Origin of the sequence: Actinoplanes sp. L3-i22 (assembly GCF_019704555.1) — a bacterium.
In the GTDB taxonomy this organism is placed as follows: Bacteria; Actinomycetota; Actinomycetes; order Mycobacteriales; family Micromonosporaceae; genus Actinoplanes.
Genome location: NZ_AP024745.1, coordinates 7,577,587 through 7,595,395 on the forward strand (window position 1 = coordinate 7,577,587; position 17,809 = coordinate 7,595,395).

Below are 17,809 nucleotides of genomic sequence, written 5' to 3' on the forward strand. Positions count from 1 at the left end.
GAGCTCACCGCGGCAGTTCGGTGCCAGCCTGTTCCGCGACCATGTACGCCGCATACCAGTCCGGCCAGTTCTCGTCGGCCTCGCCGGTGCGCGCCTCGTGCTCGCCGTGCGCGGCCGCGGCCCGGCGCATCGCGTCGGCCAGGTCGGACGACGACGCGTACGTCGTGGTCGCCGGGTCGACCCGCCCCGGCAGCCGGGTGGTGACCTCCTGCAGGATCCACCCGTTGCCGTCCGGGTCGTCGAACGACAGGTACGAGCCGTAGCTGCCCCGCTCGGCGGCCGGACCGGGCACCCGGGCGTCGGTACCGCCGTGGTGGAACACGCCCCCGGCGTCGTGCCAGACCTCGCTGGGCTCGGCGCCGAGCCGCTTGAGCTGGTCATGGGCCGCCGCGATGTCGGTGACGACCAGCTGCAGGCCCTCGGCGGTGCCGGGCCGCTGCTTGGTGACCGACGTGCCGAAGATGACCGACGCCGGCGAGCCGGGCGGGGTGACCTGCACGACCCGCAGGTCGTCGGTGGCGAAGTCGGCGTCCAGCCGCCAGCCGAGCCGGGTGTAGAAGGCCTTGGCCCGATCGACGTCGGAGACCGGGACGACGACGACTTCCAGCTTCATGTCCATGTTCCGCAACCCTTCCGCATTCATCCGAAGTTGCCGATGAAAGCAGGTTCTCGCGGCAGCCCCGATCTGTCACCCACCGGAGCGGGTGAACCGCCAAGCCACCTGCTGCACCACCAGCGTCAGCAACCCGGCGACCACGATCGCGGCCAGGTTGATCGCCAGTTGCAGGGCCGACCCGGCGAACTCGTCCCAGGCCCCGTAGGCCACCGCCACCGCCGCGTTCGCCGCCGCCGGGATCGTCGTCACCGAGATCAGCACGCCGACCAGCGTGCCGGCCTTGGCCGAGGTCAGCGACAGGATCCCGGCGACCCCGCCGAGGAAGCCGATCACCCAGGAGAGCGCGTCCGGCCGCCAGATGAAGTCGGTCAGCGGCCGCTCGGCCGTCAGCATCGACTTGTCGACGAGCCCGGCCCAGGTCAGCAGCCACACCGCCACGACGGTGACCGCCATGCCCACCGGAAAGCCCACCCCGAGCGCCAGCCCCGACCGCCGCACCAGCGCGAACTTGCGCTGCACCACCCCGACGCAGAACGCCGCGAGCGGCCCGAACTCCGGCCCGACCACCATCGACCCGACGATCAGGATCGGCTGGTCGAGCAGCACCCCGACGGCCGCGATGATCATCGCAATGATCATGAAGGCGAGGTAGGAGGCGGACAGCGCGGCCTCTTCCCCGGTCTGCTGCTCGATCTCGTGCCACACCACCGCGTCGACACCGAGCCCGGGAACCCGCCGGGCCGCCCGATCCGCGGCGTCGGACAGCGTCGTGTCGATGCGCTCCATGACGATCGCACCGTCCCGCTCCAGCCCGAACTCCCGGAGCCGGTCCAGCACCGAACTGGCCCCCTCCCGCACCACGTCGAACTCGATCAGATCCCCGGCCGGCGACAGGGCCGCCCCCGCCAGCACCACCACGTGGGTGACCGCCACGTCCCCCGCGAGCATCTCGACAACCCGCGAGGAAACCAGCTCAGGCGCGATAACACGAACATGCAGCATGGCCCGAGAGTCTAGGGACAACCCCGAACCCAAAGATCAAATTCACTTCGCCGTACGTACGAAGTGGTCCCGAGCACCCCACGGCAGTCCCGGCGTCACGGGCGGGTCGATGCCCGGCCAACAGCACTCGGAGAGTCACACCGTCGGGGTGGCCGAGCGCTCAGCTACGCGCTGCGCCACGACCCCCGGCTCAACTTATTCGGGCTCAGCCGATGCCTGGAGCTCGGCCTGCCAGGCTCGGAATCGTTCACGCAGTGCCGCGATCCGGGCGGATTCAAGACCGTAGTCCATGAAGTCCTGATCGTCGAAACGATCGATCATGCCGAGCATCTGGGCAAAGAATTGCCTGTCGAAACCCGCGTCAGCCTCCGAGGCCAGCGTGCAAAGCTGCTCCCCCGTGTATCGACCGCGGGTCATGGCGGCGTCGATGTCGATGAAGTCCCGTGCCGCGGCGCGGTTGTTCAGGGCGTCCATCTTGCCCGCCATCACATCGTCGGCATGCAGAACGGGACCGATCTGCATCTCAACGGGCGGCTGAGCACGCCAGTTGGCGACGAGTTCCACCCGGTGCTGCTGATCCGGTTCGGCCGCCCGACTGATGAGCAGCCTCGCAAAGGTCTCCAGGCGAAGATCGACTACGACGCTGAATCCCGCGCCTTCATAGGCCGCGACAACCGCATCCACGGCGGTGGGAAAGTCCGCTCGCCGCTGCCAGTCAGCGAAGAGGTCGACATCTTCACTCGGCCGGTCGATGATGCCGTGTGCCGCGACAGCGTGGCCACCGGCGAGAGCAAAACCGAACGGACCGCCCGCGCGCAGACCGATCTCGGCAAGAACACGGTGCAGTGGCTCCGCCTCGTGCGGCACTACGCGGCCGCTCGGCGGGCGTCGGCGAGGGCCGGGTGCTTGGCCTCCCAAGCAAGTCGCACCTGTGGGGGAAGGACCAGCCCGGCCCACAGGCGCAGAAGCGTCGGTCCGTCCAGCCAGAGTTCAAGATCTTCGCTGCCGGTGGCCTCACGCAGGACGGTTTCATACATGCTGGCCAGCCGGCGCGGGTTGCCGAGGTCGTATCGCGCCCGCCCGGACCAATCAAGCCGTCGGCCGAGCACGACTTCGCCGGTGACCGGCCCGGACAGATCCTCGAGCCGCTCGCTCACGACGTACGGCCGCTGATCGGCATAACGCGACCCCCGCGGCGCGCCTCGCACAGGCTCGGTCGGCTCAACCACAACCCTGTTCCCCTTCATCCGCGTGCCCGGCAAACGATCAGGATCCGACCCAGATCCTATCGCCCGGATACCTGACGAATTCGGACGGCCGCAGGTCATGTCCTTCGGCGGGCATCTCGTCGCTCGTTCCGGCCGCCGGCAATGGCGCCTCACCCCGCGCCGATCGCACCGAGCGCGGGATGAGGACCTGTATGGGAGACGGGGCCGGGCGGGGCCGATAACCGAAACGGCGTGACAGAGATTCAAGAGCGACTCGACAGTGATGATCGCTAATTTGCCGGCAGGGCTTCACCCAGCGATGAAGGAGCAACCGTTGATGAGAAGACTGCTGGCACTGGCGGTCTCGCTGATCGTCCTGCCGACCGCCACCGTCCTCACCCTGAGCAATCCGGCTCTCGCCTTCAACTACGGAGTTTGCAAGTTCGCCAGCGGCTCGATCAAGTGGAAGGACGCCACGAGGACGGCCGGCTACAGCACCGCCGCCCAGAACGCGATCAACGCCTGGGACAGCGCGGCGAACTCGCTGCTGACCTTCACCAAGGTGACCTCGGGCGCGGACCTCGTGGTCGCGGACGGCAACTTCGGCCGCGGCTTCGGCTACGAGAGCATCGCGCTGGGTCCCAACCAGACGAATCTCGTCAGCAACTGCGGTGTCGACGGCACTTGGATCAACCCCATCTATGCCTGGGTGAACACCTATATGGCTGACGCCTACAGCGTGCCCAAGCGACAGAGCGCGTTCGCTCACGAGATCGGCCACGCGCTGGGTCTCGATGACTCCTCGGCGCAGAGCTGCCCCAACATTCCCATCATGCAGCCGTCGACATACCCGCGGTTCGACGTCTGTGGCTACACCGGGCCCCGCCCGGACGACATCGACGGCATCGAGGTCCTCTACTGAGTCCTGGCCGCGCTACGCGGGGTTGTCGCGGGCGGCGATGGCGTCCGCGATGAAGGTCTGGAAGCCGGCGAACCGTTCCGGGGTCATCTTCCAGCGGCGGCCGCCGACGATGTCGTCCGCCCCCGAAGCCCGGCCCAGCCGGACCTTGTAGCCGTCCCCGGCCGGCGTCGCGCTGATCCGCAGGAAGGCCACGTGGTACCGCGTGCTCTCCTCGGTGCCCCGGTGAAAGATCTCCAGCACCCGGCCGTCGAGAAGCAGGATCTCGTCGTCGAACGCGAACTCGGTCGCCATGCTGCTGCCCCCGCCCCGGTCACCGGCCCGACCGGCGGCGACTGCCTGATGGTAGACCGCCGGGACCGGCCTCAGCCCGGGTCGGCCCAGGCGGCGGCCAGGCCGGCGTACGGGCCGTCCTCGGTCACCAGCGTCCGGTGCGGGCCGGCCTGGACCAGGCGGCCGTCGGCGAAGACCAGGACCCGGTCGGCGGCCTCGGCCATCGGCATCCGGTGCGCGATCGAGATCGTGGTCCGTCCCCGGGTCAGCGTGGTCAGGGCGCGCTGCACGGCCGCGTCGGTCGCCGGGTCGATGCCGGAGGTGGCCTCGTCGAAGATGACCAGGTCCGGGTCGGCCAGGGCGGTCCGGGCGAGGGCGACGAGCTGACGCTCGCCGATGGAGAGGCGTTCCCCGCGTACGCCGACCCGCGTCGACAGTCCGTCCGGCAGGGTCGACAGCCAGTCGCGCAGCCCGAGTCGGGTGACGATCCGCAGCGCGTCCTCGTCGGTGGCCCGGTCCGCGCCGAGCCGGATGTTGTCCGCGATGCTCCCGTCGAACAGGAACGGGTCCTGCGGCACGATCACGACCCGGCCGGCCAGGTCACCGAGCCGCGCCAGGGGTGTCCCGGACAGCCGGATCCGCCCACCGGCCGGTTCCAGGCGCCGGGTGAGCAGCTTGGCGAAGGTCGACTTGCCGGACCCGGTCCGCCCGACGACGGCCACGTGCTCGCCCGGTTCGATCCGCACCGAGACGTCCCGCAGCACCAGCGGCCCGCCGGCGTAGCGGGCCGAGACGTCGTCGAGCCGCACCCCGACCGGCCCGGCCGGCAGCGGAACGCCGTCGTCGCCGAGGGCCGCCGGGGTGGTGACCAGCTCCAGGGCCCGGCGCCACCCGGTCAGCGCGTTCTGCGCCTCGCCCAGGCTCTGCACCACGAACTGCAGCGGCCGGACGAAGAACGTCACCAGGAACACCATCGCCACCACCTCGCCCGACGTCAGCCGCGGCGCCGCGGGATGCCCGGCCAGCGCGAACCACACCCCGCCGAGCAGCACGGTCACCGTCATCGTCGAGATCGCCAGCTCGCCGAGCGACGCGTTGGAGTGCAGCGGGATCTGCGTTCCGATCAGGCTGTCCCGGGAGCGATCCACGGCGGCGTCGAGCTTGGCGCGGGTGCGGTCCGCGGTCCCGGTCGACCGGATCAGCGGTCCGCCGAGGACCGACTCCGCGACCGCCCCCTGCAGCGCGGACAGGTCCCGGCGGGCCCGGTCGAAGCGCCGCGCGATGATCCGCTGGGTCCGGCTCATCGCCACCAGCAGCACCGCGGTGATCAGCAGCACCGGGATTGCGAGCTGCCATCCGTAGACGAGCAGGATCCCGGTGGCGATCAGCAGCTGCGCCGTGTTGGTCAGGAACTGGATCCCGCCGCCCTGCAGGAACGTGGTGACCTGGTCGAGATCGCTGGTCAGCCGGGTGACCAGGTCCGCGCTGGGCAGCCGGTCGGCGCCGGCCGCTGCCATGTCGTGCACCCGGCGCAGCCCGTCCCGGCGCAGCCCGGCGAGCGCCGCCTCCACCCGGCCCTGCAGCCGCCGGTTGAGCAGCAGCGACGACCCGCCGGCGAGCACCACCGCGCCGGCCCCGACCGCGATCGCCGGCCCGACCGTGTCCGGGTCAAGTCCAGAATCGATCACGTGCTGCACGGTCAGCGGCGCGATGATCCGCCCAGCGCCGGCCAGCAGCGCGAGCAGGAACGTCACCGCCAGTCCCTGCCGCAGTTGCGGTGACACCCGGACCGCGGTGGCGACCAGCCGGCGCGGCCCGCTCCGGCTCAGGTCGGCGAGCAGCTCAGTGGACACCGCTGGGTTCTCCCTCGGAATAGGCGTTCACGATCCGCCGGAACTCCGGGCTGTCGCGCAGTTCGTCCGGGCTGCCGGCGGCCACGATCCGCCCGCCGGCCAGCACGATCACCCGGTCCGCGACCCGCACCGCGCCGGGCCGGTTGGTGCTGATCAGCACGGTCGGCCCGCCGCCGGCGACGAGCTCGGCCAGCGCCGAGAGCACCTGCCGCTCGACCCGGGAGTCCAGCGCCGACGTGGCGTCGTCGAGGATCAGCAGCCGTGGCTCCCGGAGCAGCGCCCGGGCCAGGCAGATCCGCTGCCGCTGCCCGCCGGAGAGCGTCGCGCCGCGCTCCCCCACCACCGTCGCCAGGCCGTCCGGCAGCCCGCGCACGATCTCCTCGGCGGCCGCGCAGCGCAGCGCCCGCCACAGGTCGGCGTCCGCATATGATCCGCCGAGCACGAGGTTGTCCCGGATCGACTCGGCGAACAGGAACGGGCTCTGCGACACCGTCGCGACGTGCGCCGGCACCGCCGCCCGGGTCAGCGACCGCACGTCCACCCCGTCCAGCAGCACGATCCCGCGGTCCGCGTGCGCCTGCCCGCCGGCCAGGTCGAGCAGCGTGGTCTTGCCGGAGCCGACCGCGCCGACGACCACGGTGATCGTGCCGGGCGCCAGCACCAGGTCGGCGTCCGCGACGATCCGCCGCCCCTGCCGGCTCACCCCCGCGCCGCGCAGTTCCACCCGCATCGGCCGGGCAGACCCAGGATCAAAATCAAGATCCCCATGGGGTACGACGTGAGCACTGCCCAGCACCCCCTGGATCCGTTCCCGCCCCGCCGACGACATCGGCAGCATCGACAGGAACCGGCTGATCACGTTCAGCGGGATCGCGATGGTGATCAGCAGGTACACGACGCCGACCAGATCTCCCACGCTGAGCCGCCCGTCCTGCACGCGCGGCGCCCCGAACCCGAGCACGACCAGCACGGCCGCGGTCGGCAGCAGTTCCAGCAGCGGGTCGAAGACCGAGCTGACCGACGCCATCCGCAGGTCGGCGGTGCGCAGCCGCTCCACCCCGGGGGCGAACCGGGCGTCCTCCTTCTCGATCAGCCCCAGGCTGCGGACGACCGGTCCGCCCTCGATCGACTCGTGCGCGACCCCGCTGACCACGCCGCGGGCGGCCTGCGCGTCGCGGGCGCGCGGCGCGAGCAGCCGCTGGTAGGTCAGGTTGAGCCCGAGCACCGCCACCACCAGCGCCAGCCCGACCAGACCGAGCACGAGCGCCCGGCGGAACAGCTCGGTCAACGCCAGCAGCAGCATGAAGACCATGCCGACCGCGAAGTAGGCGAACTGCATCGGCGACCAGAGCGCGTCCACGTCCCCGCCGGCGTGCGCGAGCAGCTTGCCGGGTGGTCGCTCGCGGTGCCAGTCCGGGTGCAGGTCGAGGTAGCGGCGCACCACCGCGCGCCGGGTCTCGGCCTGGGCCCGGTACTGCACCCGGCCGGTGCTGACCCCGCGGACCAGGATGGTGAGCCACCGGGTCGCCGAGACGCCGAGGATGAACAGGGCGCTGAGCCACCAGGCGCGGGCCGGCACCGGCTCGCCGGCCAGCGCCGGGACGACCAGGTGGTCGGTGGCCCAGGCGATCGCGGACGCGCCGGCCACCATGGTGGAGCCGTTGACCAGGCCGGTGACCGTGGCGACCAGCGCGGTGCCGGGGTTGGCGCGGGCGCCGGCGAACTGGGCCGCGAGGGCGGAGTCGCGTCGCAGGTCAGGCGGCGACACGGCGGCCCGGGATGGCGTCGATCAGCTCGCGGGTGTACGAGCTCCGCGGGTCGCTGAACACCCGCGCGACCGGGCCCTCCTCGACCACTTTGCCGGCGTTCATCACCGAGACCGTGTGCGAGATCTGGGCGACCACGGCCAGGTCGTGCGAGACGAACAGGTAGGAGAGTCCGAGCCGGTCCTGCAGGTCGGCGAGCAGTCGCAGGATCTGCTCCTGGACCAGCACGTCGAGGGCGGAGACCGGCTCGTCGAGCATCAGCAGCTCGGGTTCGAGCGCGAGCGCCCGGGCGATCGCGACCCGCTGGCGCTGCCCGCCGGACAGCTCGGCGGGCAGCCGGTCCAGGTAGGCGGCCGGCAGCGCGACCTGGTCGAGCAGCTCGCGGGCGCGGGCCTCGCGGCTGCGCCGGTCGCCGATCCGGAACGAGACCAGCGGTTCAGTCACCGACTGGCGGACGGTGAACTTCGGGTCCAGGGTGGCGAACGGGTCCTGGTGCACGAGCTGGGCCTTGCGCCGCAGCGGCCGCATCCGGCTCCAGGACAGGCCGCTGATCTCGGTGCCGTCCAGCACGATCGAGCCGGTGGTCGCCGACTCCAGGCCGAGCGCGATCCGCAGCGTGGTGGTCTTGCCGCAGCCGGACTCGCCGACCAGGGCGTGGGTGCGGCCGCGCGGCACGGTCACCGTCACGTCCTCGAGGGCGTTGAAGCCGCGCCGGCCGCGCCGTGGATCGGTGACCGCGAACGTCTTGCCGACCCCGATCAGGGTCAGGATCGGGTCGGGCGCGGGCTCGTCCCGTACGTCGAAATGGGCTTGAAGTTGCCCGCCGTGCGCCAACCGGGGCGCGGCGGCGATCAGCTGACGGGTGTAGCCCTCCCGCGGCGCGGACAGGATGGTCGCCGGGTCGCCCTCGTCGACCTTGCGGCCGTGGCGCATCACCACCACGCGGTCGGCGCGGTCGGCGGCGACGGCCAGGTCGTGCGTGATGATCAACAGCGCGATGCCCTGCTCGCGGACCAGGCCGGTGAGGTGGTCCAGGATCCGCTTCTGGACGGTCACGTCGAGGGCGCTGGTGGGCTCGTCGGCGATGATCAGTTTCGGGCGGCCGGCGAGCGCGATGGCGATCAGCACGCGCTGCCGCAGGCCGCCGGAGAGCTCGTGCGGGTACTGCCGGGCGCGCAGCTCCGGCTCCGGCACGCCGGCCTGGGTCAGGTGCTCGATCACCTCGGCGGTCGCGGCCGGCCCGACGATGCCGCGCAGCCGGACGGCCTCGGCGATCTGGGCGCCGACCCGCTTGGTCGGGTTCAGGCCGACCATCGGGTCCTGCGGGATCAGGCCGACCGTGGAGCCGCGCAGCCGGCGCAGGGTGCGCTCGCGGGCGCCGGCGACCTGAACTCCGTCGACCAGGATCGAGCCGGCGGTGATCTTGCCGGCGGCCGGCAGCAGGCCGATCAGCGCGTTGCCGGTGGTGGTCTTGCCGGAGCCGGACTCGCCGACGATCGCGACCACCTCGCCCTGCCCTACGGTCAGATCCAATCCGGTCACGGCGGGCTGGATGGCGCGGTGCCGGACGTACCCGACGTCCAACCCGGAAATCTCGACCAGACTCATCGGTTCAGCTCCTGGAACGTTTTGGCGATGTGGTTGAGGCTGAGCACCAGCAGGGCCACGAACAGGCCCGGCAGCAGGCTCAGCCACCAGGCGGTGACCAGGTAGTTGCGGCCGTCGGCGATCAGCGTGCCCCACTCGGCGGCCGGCGGCGCGGCGCCGAAACCGAGGAAGCTCAGCGACGCGATCGCGATGATCGCCACGCCCGCGTCGAGGACGGCGAGGGCCGCGACCGGGCCCCACGAGTTGGGCAGGATGTGCCGCAGCAGGACCCGGCCCCAACTGGCTCCGCCGGCGCGGGCCGCTTCGACGTACGGCAAAGTCTTGACCCTGAGCACTTCGGCCCGGGTCGTCCGGGCGAAGCCCGGGACGATGCCGACCCCGACCGCCACCGCGACCGGGATGGTGCCGTAACCGAGCGCGGTGACGATGCTCAGCGCGAGCAGCAGACCGGGGATGGCCAGCAGCACGTCGATGACCCGCATCAGGAACGAGTCGGTCAGGCCGCCGAAGAAGCCCGAGACGATGCCCAGCCCCAGCCCCGCGACCAGCGCGATGGCCAGGGCGATCAGGGTCGCCCGGATGGTCAGCGGCGACCCGTGCAGGACCCGGCTCCACAGGTCGCGCCCGTAGACGTCGGTGCCGAACAGGTGACTGCCGCTGGGCGCCTGCATGGCGGTCGCTGGATTGGTCGCGTAGGGATCCTGCCCGGTGAACAGGCTCGGCCGGAAGGCGACCGCGACGACAAAAGCCACATAGATTGCTGCCAGCAGAAAGCCGGGATTGCGAATCAACGTCCAGATTTTTCCGACACGCCGGACAGTGCGCTCTTCGGTAGCGGTGACAACCGCCTCGGTGACCACGGCGGTCATACGGGAACCACCTCCGGGGTGTGCGAGATCCGTGGATCCAGCAGCGGATACAGCAGGTCGACGATCAGGTTCACCGTCACGAAGACGGTCGCCGCGAGGGTCACGACGGCCAGGACGACCGGGACGTCCTGGGCCAGCACCGCCTCCTGGGCGAGCTTGCCGACGCCCTCCCGGGTGAAGACCGTCTCGACGACGATCGAGCTGGTCACGGTGAGGCCGACGATCACGCCGAGGATCGTCATGGCGGGTAGCGCCGCGTTGCGGAAGGCGTGGCGCAGGTGCACCGCCGTACGGGAGAGGCCTTTTGCCCTTGCCGTGGTGATGTAGGCCTGGGTGAGCGTCTCGTCGAAGCTCTTGATCAGGACCTGGGCGAGCACCGAGGAGGTCACCACGGAGATGGTCAGGACCGGCATGATCAGCGACTGGGCGCCCTCGTTGCCGGTGGCCGGGAGCCAGCCGAGCTGGAACGACAGGAACTGGATCAGGAACAGCGCGATGAAGAACTGCGGGAACGACGCGCCGAGCGCCGGCAGCCGGGTGAGCACCACGCGCAGCGGGTTCCAGCGGACGAACGTGGCGAGGTAGGCGAGGGCCGACCCGGCTATCAGCGTCACCACCGCGGCGGTGACGCTGAGCAGCAGGGTCGGGCCGATCCGCTGGCCGATCAGGTCGGTGACCGGCACCTGCTGGGTCAGCGAGTCGCCGAAGTCGCCGTGCAGCACGCCCGCCAGGTGGTGCCGGTACTGCGCCCAGATCGACTCGTCGAGACCGAACCGGTGCTGCATCGCGGCGAACTGGTCCGGGGTGAGGCTGTCCTCCTGGATGCCGGCGGCGGCCAGCTGCAGCTGCATCGGGTTGCTCGGCAGCAGGTACAGGATCGCGAAGGTCAGGGTGAACGCCGCCCAGAGGACGGCGCCCGCCTGCACGACGCGACCCACGACGTAGCGGATCATGGGTCGCGTCCTCTCAGTCCTTCGTGACGTCGTTGAGCTTGAGGAAGCTCTCCGAGGTGAACGCGAAGCCGTGCACCTTGCTGCTGACACCGGCCTTCTGCAGCCGTTCGAACAGCGGGATGGTGACGCCCTGGTCGACCAGGTAGTCCTGCAGCTCGGCGTACGTCTGCTCGGTCTGCTTCTCGTCGGTGGTCTGCAGCGCCTTGGCGAACAGGTCCTGGATCTTCTTGGTGACGTCCGGGGTGGTCGCGTTGGTGGCGAGCGCCTTGGAGTTGGCCACCTCGGGGTTCAGGATGAACTGCAGGGCGCCCGGGTCGGCGCGGGTGAAGTAGGTGCTCGTCAGGTCGTACGAGCCCTCCTTCAGGTAGGTCGCCTGCTGGGCGGTGGTCAGCGTGCGCAGCGCCAGGTCGATGCCGGCCAGCTTGAGCTGGGCCTGCAGCAGCTCCGGCCCGGCCGAGCCGGCCGTGATCGGGAAGTCGATGGTCAGCTTCTTGCCGTCCTTGGCCCGGATGCCGTCCGCGCCCGGGACCCAGCCGGCCCCGTCCAGCAGCTTCTTCGCGCCGTCCACGTCGTAGGCCAGCTTGTCCGCGAGGGACTTGAAGTACGGCGTGGTGGTCTCGAACGGCCCCTCGACGGTCGGGTAGTCCGCGCCGTAGATCGTGGTCGCGTACGTCTTGCGGTCGATCGCCTTGCTCAGCGCCTGCCGGACCGCCGGGTCGGCCAGCACGTGCCCGGCCGACGTGTTCGCGTACAGGTTGTAGGCGACGCCGGGCAGCGAGCGGCTCTCCACCGTGTCACCGGACTTCTTGATCAGCTGCTCGTCCTGCGGCGAGAACGGGTTGCGCGGCCAGGCGATGTCGGTCGCGCCGCTGACCAGGTTGCCGGTGCGGACGCTGTCCTCGGCGACGTAGTTGAAGACCGCCTTGTCGATCTGCGCCTCGCCGCGGTTGGCCGACGTCCCCGAGCCCCAGGTGTAGCCGGCCCGCTTGGTCAGCACCGTCTCGACCTTGGCGGTGTAGTGGTCCAGCGCGAACAGGCCGGAGCCGACGACGCCCTTGCCGGTGCACCGGTCGGCCGGGCTGAGCGCGAACTCCGCCGGGTCGGTGATGGCCAGGTTCGTCGTGGACGTGGCCTGCAGGAACGACGAGTTCGGCCGGCTCAGGTCGAACTCGACGGTCAGCGGGTCGACGACCTTGGCGCCGGTCAGGCCCTGGATGTACGAGGCGCCGTAGGCCGCGCCGTTGGTCGCCTTGACCGTCGCGATCCACCCGGCCGCGTCATCGGCGACCGCCTGCGCGTCCAGCTTCTTGCCGTTGGCGAACGTCACGCCGTCCTTGAGGTGGAATGTATACGTCTTGCCGTCCGGGCTGATCTCCCACTTCTCGGCGAGCCAGGGGACGATCTCGCCGGTCTTCGGGTCCTGATCGGTCAGCGAGTCGGCGAAGTTGCGGATGATCGTGCGGCTCTCGATCCAGTAGACCTGGAACGGATCGATGCAGGAGAACGTCGGGTTGTCCGGCCAGAACGAGACCTTGAGGGTCTTCCCCTCGGCCGAGGTCGCGGAGTTCCCGCCGCACCCACTCAGGGCCAGCAGTCCGGCCGCCATCACTACTGCAAATTTTCTCACTATTTATCCTTTTTGAGTACGCGGCGTCCGCTGGCCAGGAGCACGGCGTCCTCCTGGGGTGGGTGGACCCGGATGCAGAGCGCGTCGCGCAGGTGGCGTTCCAGGGGGTGGTGACGGGAGAGGCCGGGGTTGCCGAGGGCGGCGACCGCGGTCTGGGTCGCGGCGATCACCGAGCGGGCGATCGCGACCTTGATCGCGGACAGGTCCGGCTGGTCGCCGGCGGCCAGGCGCAGCAGCGCGCCGTGCAGCAGCGTCTCGGCCTGGGTGATCTGCAGCTCGATCTCGCCGGCGACCGACTGGATGCGCTCGGTCTCGGCGATCGGGCGGCCCAGGGCGGTGGGCACCCGGCTGCGGGCGTAGTCGGCGAACGCGCCGCGGGCCGCCCGGGCCACCCCGAGGTAGAGCGCCGGGTGACCGAAGCTGCCCGGCCCGGTGGCGGCGGCCGGATCCCGGTAGACGCCGTCGGCGCCGCGCGGGATCTCGACGAACGCGTCGGCCGGCACGCGGACGTCCGCGTAGACGACGTCGTGGGTGTTGGAGGCGCGCAGCCCGATGTGGTCCCAGGTGTCCACCCAGGTGATCCCGGCGCTCTCCCCCGGGACGATCACGTGCCCGACCCGGCCGTCGTCGGCGGTCGCCCACACCACGTGGTAGGCCAGGGCCGCGCCGCCGGTGGCGTAGGCCTTGTGGCCGTTGAGCAGCCAGCCGTCCCCGACCCGGGTGATCGTGGTTTTGGGCAGCCCGCCGCGGGCCGGGGCGCCGAGCTCGGGCTCGGCGCGGATCGCGTTGGCCAGCGCCGGGCCCTCCGCCGAGCGGCGCAGCAGGTCGTCGTAGTACCCGGCCGGCCAGGTGGGGTGGGTGGCCTGGGCGGTGTGGGTGTTGAGCAGGTTCGCGGCGAGCAGCCCGACCGAGGCGTCACCCTCGCCGATCGCGGTCAGGATCCGGGCCGTGTCCCTCGGGCCGAGCCCCGGGCCGCCGAACTGCGTGCCGACGGTCGCGGTGAGCAGGCCGGCCCGGTGCGCGGCCTCGAGCCCGGGCCACGGGATGTCGCCGGTGCGGTCGAACTCGGCGGCGTGCGCGGCGATCTCATCGGTGACCTTGGCCAGCGCGTCACGGGAGAGATCGGGGGCGGCGAACCTCACGGCTGGCCGGCCGTGGCGAACTCGCGGTACTCGGCGCCGTAGTTGCCCAGGTGCTCGGCCTGCAGGCGGCCGCGCTGACCGGTCGACTTGCGGTGCGCGAGCTCCTGGCGGACCAGCGGCAGGACCTGCTTGCCGTAGTCGGCGGCGTCGGCGAGCGTGTCGTAGCCGCGGATCGAGACCAGCGACGCGCCCCGGTCGATGTAGTCCAGGATCGCGGCGGCGACCGTCTCCGGGGAGCCGACCAGCGCGGTGGAGGCGCCGGCCGCGTTGGTCACGGCCGCGGTCCGGGTCCACAACGCGCGGTCGTAGAGCTCCTTCTCGTTCGCGAAGGCCAGGGCCCGCTGGGAGCCGACGTTCTGCGGGTTGGTGCCGGCCAGCAATGGCCGTACCCTCGCGAAGTTTTTCTCGATCTTGGTGACGTAGTCGTGGGCCTTGGCCCAGGCGAGCTCGTCGGTGGCCGCGGTGATCGGGCGGAACGTGACCCAGATCCGGGGCAGCGTGGTCCGGCCGGCGTCCCGGGCGATGCCGTGCACCCGCTCGATCTCGCTACGCAGGTCGTCGAGCGGCTCGCCCCAGAAGCTGAAGATGTCGGCCTTCGCGCCGCCGACCGCGAACGCCTCGTCGGACTGCCCGCCGATGCTGATCGGAATCGGACCCGCGTACGGCGCGAAGCCCGGCCCGAACTCGTCGAACTTGTAGAACTCGCCCGCGTGGCTGAACGGCGCCGGCTCGGTCCACGAGCGGCGCAGCACGTCGATGTACTCCGAGGTGCGCGCGTACCGCTGGTGCTTGGGCAGGTAGTCGCCCTGCCGGGCCTGCTCGGCGTCGCTGCCGCCGGAGATCAGGTGGACCACCGCGCGGCCCTGGGTGAGCTGGTCCAGGGTGGCCAGCTTCTGCGCGCCGACGGTCGGCGGCGTGGTGTTCGGGCGCAGCGCGACGATCGGCCGGATCCGCTCGGTGAGCTGGCCGACCGCGGCCGCGGTGACGAACGAGTCGGCGCTGTTCGAGCCGTAGGGCAGCAGCGTGTAGTCGTAGCCGGACTCCTCCAGCGTGGCCACGTACCGCTTGAAGAAGTCGAAGTCGATGCCGCGCGACGGGAGCGGGTTCAGCTCGGTCGACGGGTTCAGGTGGGTCAGGCTGATGAACTCGGCCTCGGGCGACGCGGTGGCGGGCAGGTCCGTACCGAAATCGGGGGTGCTCATGAGAAGGTCCTCTCCTTGGTCGCCAGGTCGTTGCCGGCCCGCAGCCGCTCCAGGAAGAGCACGACGGTGGCGGCAACAGTGCGGTGGGTCTGGTCGTTGAGCACGTCGTGCGGTGCGCCGGCGATGCTGACGAGCTCGGCGCGGGGCACGGCGGCGTACCACCCGCGGATGCTGTCGAGAGGGCTGATCGGGTCGAGCCGGCCGTGCAGGCCCAGGACCGGGACGGTGATCTCGCCGGGGACGTCCGGGTCGAACCACCCGGCCGGCAGGTCGGTGAAGAGCTCACCGGGGCGGACCCCGGCGTCGCTGATCCGGCCGCGGTGGGTCGGACAGAGGCTGCGGGCGTCCAGCTCGCCCGCCCAGTCGAGGGTCACCGCGGCCGTCGGCGCGGCCGGCAGACCGGCCAGGATCAGCGCGGAGGCGCGGGGCAGGCGGTGGGTCGCGGCCAGGTGGGCGGCGTACGCGGCGCCGGCGTCCGAGCCCACCACGATCCGCGGCTTCTCCGGGTCGGCGGTCTTGAAGATGTCGGTGATCTGCTCGGCGGCCAGGTCCGGGTCGTCGCTGGGCGCCGTGATCGCGTGCACCCGGTACGCGTCGGCGGCCAGCCGCCGCCCGAAGCGCTCGTAGACCTGGGCGGACTCGCCGCGCCCGGGAAGCAGGACCAGCGTCCCGCGCAGCGGGATCGGGGTGGGTTCGGTCCAGGTGAGGACGGTGTCCTCGGAGGCGAGAGTCATGGGGCGCGGACCTTCCGTAGGCAAACCCTAGAACGCCCACCAAACTAGTAGGTTTTAGTTTCGCCTGTCCAACACCAATCCGCGATCGTTACGATCACGCCCGCTTATCGATCCCCGATGGACCGCTACGCCGCCGGGGCGAGGACTGCCTGCAGGCCTTCGCGGACGGCTTCGGCCAGGTGCGGGTCAGCGCCCGCGCGCACACGCAGGCTGACCGGGGCGGGGGTGACGGTGGGCAGGTCGGCGCGTTCGGTCAGGCCCTCCGGAGTGGAGGCCGCCGTGGCCATCAGGGCGACGCCGAGGCCGGCGCGGACCGCGTCGAAGACGCCGGCGACGTAGCCGCTGTCGCAGACGACGTAGGGGTCGCGGCCGTTTGCGGACAGCGCCGCGACCGCCCGCCGGCGCAGCACGCACGGCTCCTCGATCGCGACCAGCGGGACCGCCGGGCCGGCCGGGGCCTGCCAGGTCGACGCCGCGTACCAGGTGAGCGGCAGGGCGCCGATCGGCACGCCGTCCACCGACGACGCCTCGGCCAGGTGCACGGCCAGGTCGAGCACGCCCCGGTCGACGGCCGCGTCCAGCCGGCGGGTCCGGTCGATCCGGAAGCGCACCTGGTGATCGGGGAGCGCCGCGGTGACCGCGGACAGGATCAGGTCGGCGGCGTGCTCGGTGGCGCCGACCGTGATCGTCGGGCGACCGGGACCGATCAGCCGGCGCAGCGCCTCGTCGTGCGCGGTCAGGATCCGCCGGGCCTCGCCGAGCAGCGCCTGCCCCTCCGGCGTGAACACGGCCGCCCGGCCCTGGCGTTCGACGGCGGGCCGGCCGAGCACCTTCTCCAGCCGCCGCACGTGCTGGCTGACCGCGGACTGGCTGATCCGCAGGGTGGCCGCGGCCCGGTGGAAGCCGCCGCAGTCGGCCACCGCGACCAGGCTGCGCAGCGCGACGATGTCCAGGATCTGCCCCATGCGCCGGACGCTAGCAGCGCACCGATAAGCAAACGCGCTCGATTCCGATCGGAATTCAGTGTTGGACAGAGGCGTCGGGCGGCATCCATGCTGACCTGCATGACTTCGGCTTCAATTCCTACTGAAACTATCGGTGATATCGGCCACTCTTCTCGGTATGTGGTCATCGGCGCGGGCGCGGTCGGCGCCTCGATCGCCGCCGAGCTGCACCGGGCCGGAGTCGAGACGCTGCTGGTCGCCCGAGGCGCCCAACTCACCGCCCTGCGGACCGAAGGGCTTTCCTACGTACGGCCGGACGGCACGCACCAGCTGCGGATCCCGGTCGCGGCCGGCCCGGACGAGGTCGAGCTGACCGGGAACGACATCCTGCTGCTGGCCACCAAGAGCCAGGACACCGAGGCCGCGGTCCGCGCCTGGGCGTGGCGCCCGGTGAAGCGGGCCGACGGCGGCACCGGGGTGGCGGCCACCGATCTGCCGCTGGTCACCCTGCAGAACGGCCTGGCCAGCGAGCGGATCGCGCTGCGCTCGTTCGCGCAGGTGATCGGCGGGGTGGTCTGGATCCCGGCGACCTACGTGGTGCCGGGCGAGGTGGTCAACCACGCCGACCCGGTCCCGGCCGTGCTGTTCCTCGGCCGCTACCCGGACGCCGCCTCACCCGCAGCCTCACCCGTGGCCGAGCGGGTCGCCGGCGGGCTGCGACAGGGCGGCTTCGTCGTGCACGTGGTTCCGGACATCACCGCGCACAAGGCCGCCAAGCTGCTCGGGAACCTGGTCAACACGCTCGACGCGCTCTACCTGCCGAGCCCGCTGCGGGACCGCGCCGTCGAGGTGCTGCGCGCCGAGGCCCGGGCCGTCTACGCCGCCGCCGGGATCGTGCCGGCCACCCCGGACCAGCGGGGCTTCGGCGTCGCCGAGATCCCCACCCACCCGCGGGCCGGCAACTCGACCCGGCAGAGCCTGACCCGCGCGGCCGTGCCCGAGACCGACTACCTGGACGGGGAGATCGTGCTGCTCGGGCGCCTGCACGGGGTGCCGGCCCCGGCCGCCGCGGCGATCCAGGCCCGCGTCCACC

At 71.6% G+C, this 17,809-nt stretch carries 16 protein-coding genes and 1 pseudogene; 2 read left to right on the forward strand and 15 right to left on the reverse strand.

What is annotated here, in order from left to right; translation table 11 throughout:
* Window positions 1-4: 4 nt before the first annotated feature.
* From L3i22_RS34200 to L3i22_RS34215, 4 genes are all read right to left on the reverse strand, one after another.
* Entirely contained in the window at window positions 5-619 is a 615-nt protein-coding gene (locus tag L3i22_RS34200; protein ID WP_221321620.1) for a VOC family protein, read from the reverse strand.
* 69 nt (window positions 620-688) lie between these two features.
* Window positions 689-1,618: a DUF389 domain-containing protein gene (locus L3i22_RS34205; RefSeq protein ID WP_221321621.1), complete on the reverse strand. Its 930-nt coding sequence runs from the start codon at window positions 1,616-1,618 to the stop codon at window positions 689-691.
* 195 nt (window positions 1,619-1,813) lie between these two features.
* Entirely contained in the window at window positions 1,814-2,485 is a 672-nt protein-coding gene (locus L3i22_RS34210; RefSeq protein ID WP_221321622.1) for a nucleotidyl transferase AbiEii/AbiGii toxin family protein, read from the reverse strand.
* Entirely contained in the window at window positions 2,485-2,775 is a 291-nt protein-coding gene (locus L3i22_RS34215) for a hypothetical protein (RefSeq protein WP_255657375.1), read from the reverse strand. Before L3i22_RS34215 ends, L3i22_RS34210 begins: the two co-directional genes overlap by 1 nt.
* Window positions 2,776-3,163: 388 nt before the next feature.
* Here L3i22_RS34215 and L3i22_RS34220 point away from each other — a divergent pair, with 388 nt between their 5' ends.
* The gene (locus L3i22_RS34220) at window positions 3,164-3,748 is read left to right on the forward strand and encodes a reprolysin-like metallopeptidase (protein WP_221321624.1); all 585 of its coding nucleotides are present in this window, start codon (window positions 3,164-3,166) and stop codon (window positions 3,746-3,748) included.
* A 12-nt stretch (window positions 3,749-3,760) separates the two neighbouring features.
* On the opposite strand, the gene L3i22_RS34225 is transcribed toward L3i22_RS34220, so the two are convergent.
* From L3i22_RS34225 to L3i22_RS34275, 11 genes are all read right to left on the reverse strand, one after another.
* Window positions 3,761-4,039, reverse strand: coding sequence for a hypothetical protein (locus tag L3i22_RS34225; protein ID WP_221321625.1), 279 nt, complete (start codon window positions 4,037-4,039; stop codon window positions 3,761-3,763).
* A 71-nt stretch (window positions 4,040-4,110) separates the two neighbouring features.
* A complete protein-coding gene (locus L3i22_RS34230; protein WP_221321626.1) occupies window positions 4,111-5,871 on the reverse strand; it encodes an ABC transporter ATP-binding protein in 1,761 nt (586 codons plus the stop codon).
* The gene (locus L3i22_RS34235) at window positions 5,861-7,639 is read right to left on the reverse strand and encodes an ABC transporter ATP-binding protein (protein ID WP_221321627.1); all 1,779 of its coding nucleotides are present in this window, start codon (window positions 7,637-7,639) and stop codon (window positions 5,861-5,863) included. The genes L3i22_RS34230 and L3i22_RS34235 overlap by 11 nt, the downstream gene beginning before the upstream one ends.
* On the reverse strand, window positions 7,626-9,245 hold the full coding sequence (locus L3i22_RS34240) for an ABC transporter ATP-binding protein (protein WP_221321628.1): 1,620 nt from the start codon (window positions 9,243-9,245) through the stop codon (window positions 7,626-7,628). The genes L3i22_RS34235 and L3i22_RS34240 overlap by 14 nt, the downstream gene beginning before the upstream one ends.
* Entirely contained in the window at window positions 9,242-10,036 is a 795-nt protein-coding gene (locus tag L3i22_RS34245) for an ABC transporter permease (protein ID WP_221321629.1), read from the reverse strand. The genes L3i22_RS34240 and L3i22_RS34245 overlap by 4 nt, the downstream gene beginning before the upstream one ends.
* Before the next feature lie 74 nt (window positions 10,037-10,110).
* Window positions 10,111-11,067 (reverse strand): ABC transporter permease, encoded by a 957-nt coding sequence (locus tag L3i22_RS34250; protein WP_221321630.1) that lies wholly within the window; start codon window positions 11,065-11,067, stop codon window positions 10,111-10,113.
* A gap of 13 nt (window positions 11,068-11,080) precedes the next feature.
* Window positions 11,081-12,673: an ABC transporter substrate-binding protein gene (locus L3i22_RS34255; RefSeq protein ID WP_255658739.1), complete on the reverse strand. Its 1,593-nt coding sequence runs from the start codon at window positions 12,671-12,673 to the stop codon at window positions 11,081-11,083.
* Between the two features lie 20 nt (window positions 12,674-12,693).
* The gene (locus L3i22_RS34260) at window positions 12,694-13,836 is read right to left on the reverse strand and encodes an acyl-CoA dehydrogenase family protein (RefSeq protein WP_221321632.1); all 1,143 of its coding nucleotides are present in this window, start codon (window positions 13,834-13,836) and stop codon (window positions 12,694-12,696) included.
* Entirely contained in the window at window positions 13,833-15,038 is a 1,206-nt protein-coding gene (locus L3i22_RS34265; protein WP_221321633.1) for an LLM class flavin-dependent oxidoreductase, read from the reverse strand. Before L3i22_RS34265 ends, L3i22_RS34260 begins: the two co-directional genes overlap by 4 nt.
* The gene (locus tag L3i22_RS34270; protein WP_221321634.1) at window positions 15,035-15,772 is read right to left on the reverse strand and encodes an alpha/beta hydrolase; all 738 of its coding nucleotides are present in this window, start codon (window positions 15,770-15,772) and stop codon (window positions 15,035-15,037) included. The genes L3i22_RS34265 and L3i22_RS34270 overlap by 4 nt, the downstream gene beginning before the upstream one ends.
* A gap of 125 nt (window positions 15,773-15,897) precedes the next feature.
* A complete protein-coding gene (locus tag L3i22_RS34275) occupies window positions 15,898-16,737 on the reverse strand; it encodes a LysR family transcriptional regulator (RefSeq protein ID WP_221321635.1) in 840 nt (279 codons plus the stop codon).
* Between the two features lie 99 nt (window positions 16,738-16,836).
* Here L3i22_RS34275 and L3i22_RS34280 point away from each other — a divergent pair.
* Window positions 16,837-17,796, forward strand: a pseudogene (locus L3i22_RS34280) (ketopantoate reductase family protein); the annotation flags it as partial.
* Between the last annotated feature and the right edge of the window lie 13 nt (window positions 17,797-17,809).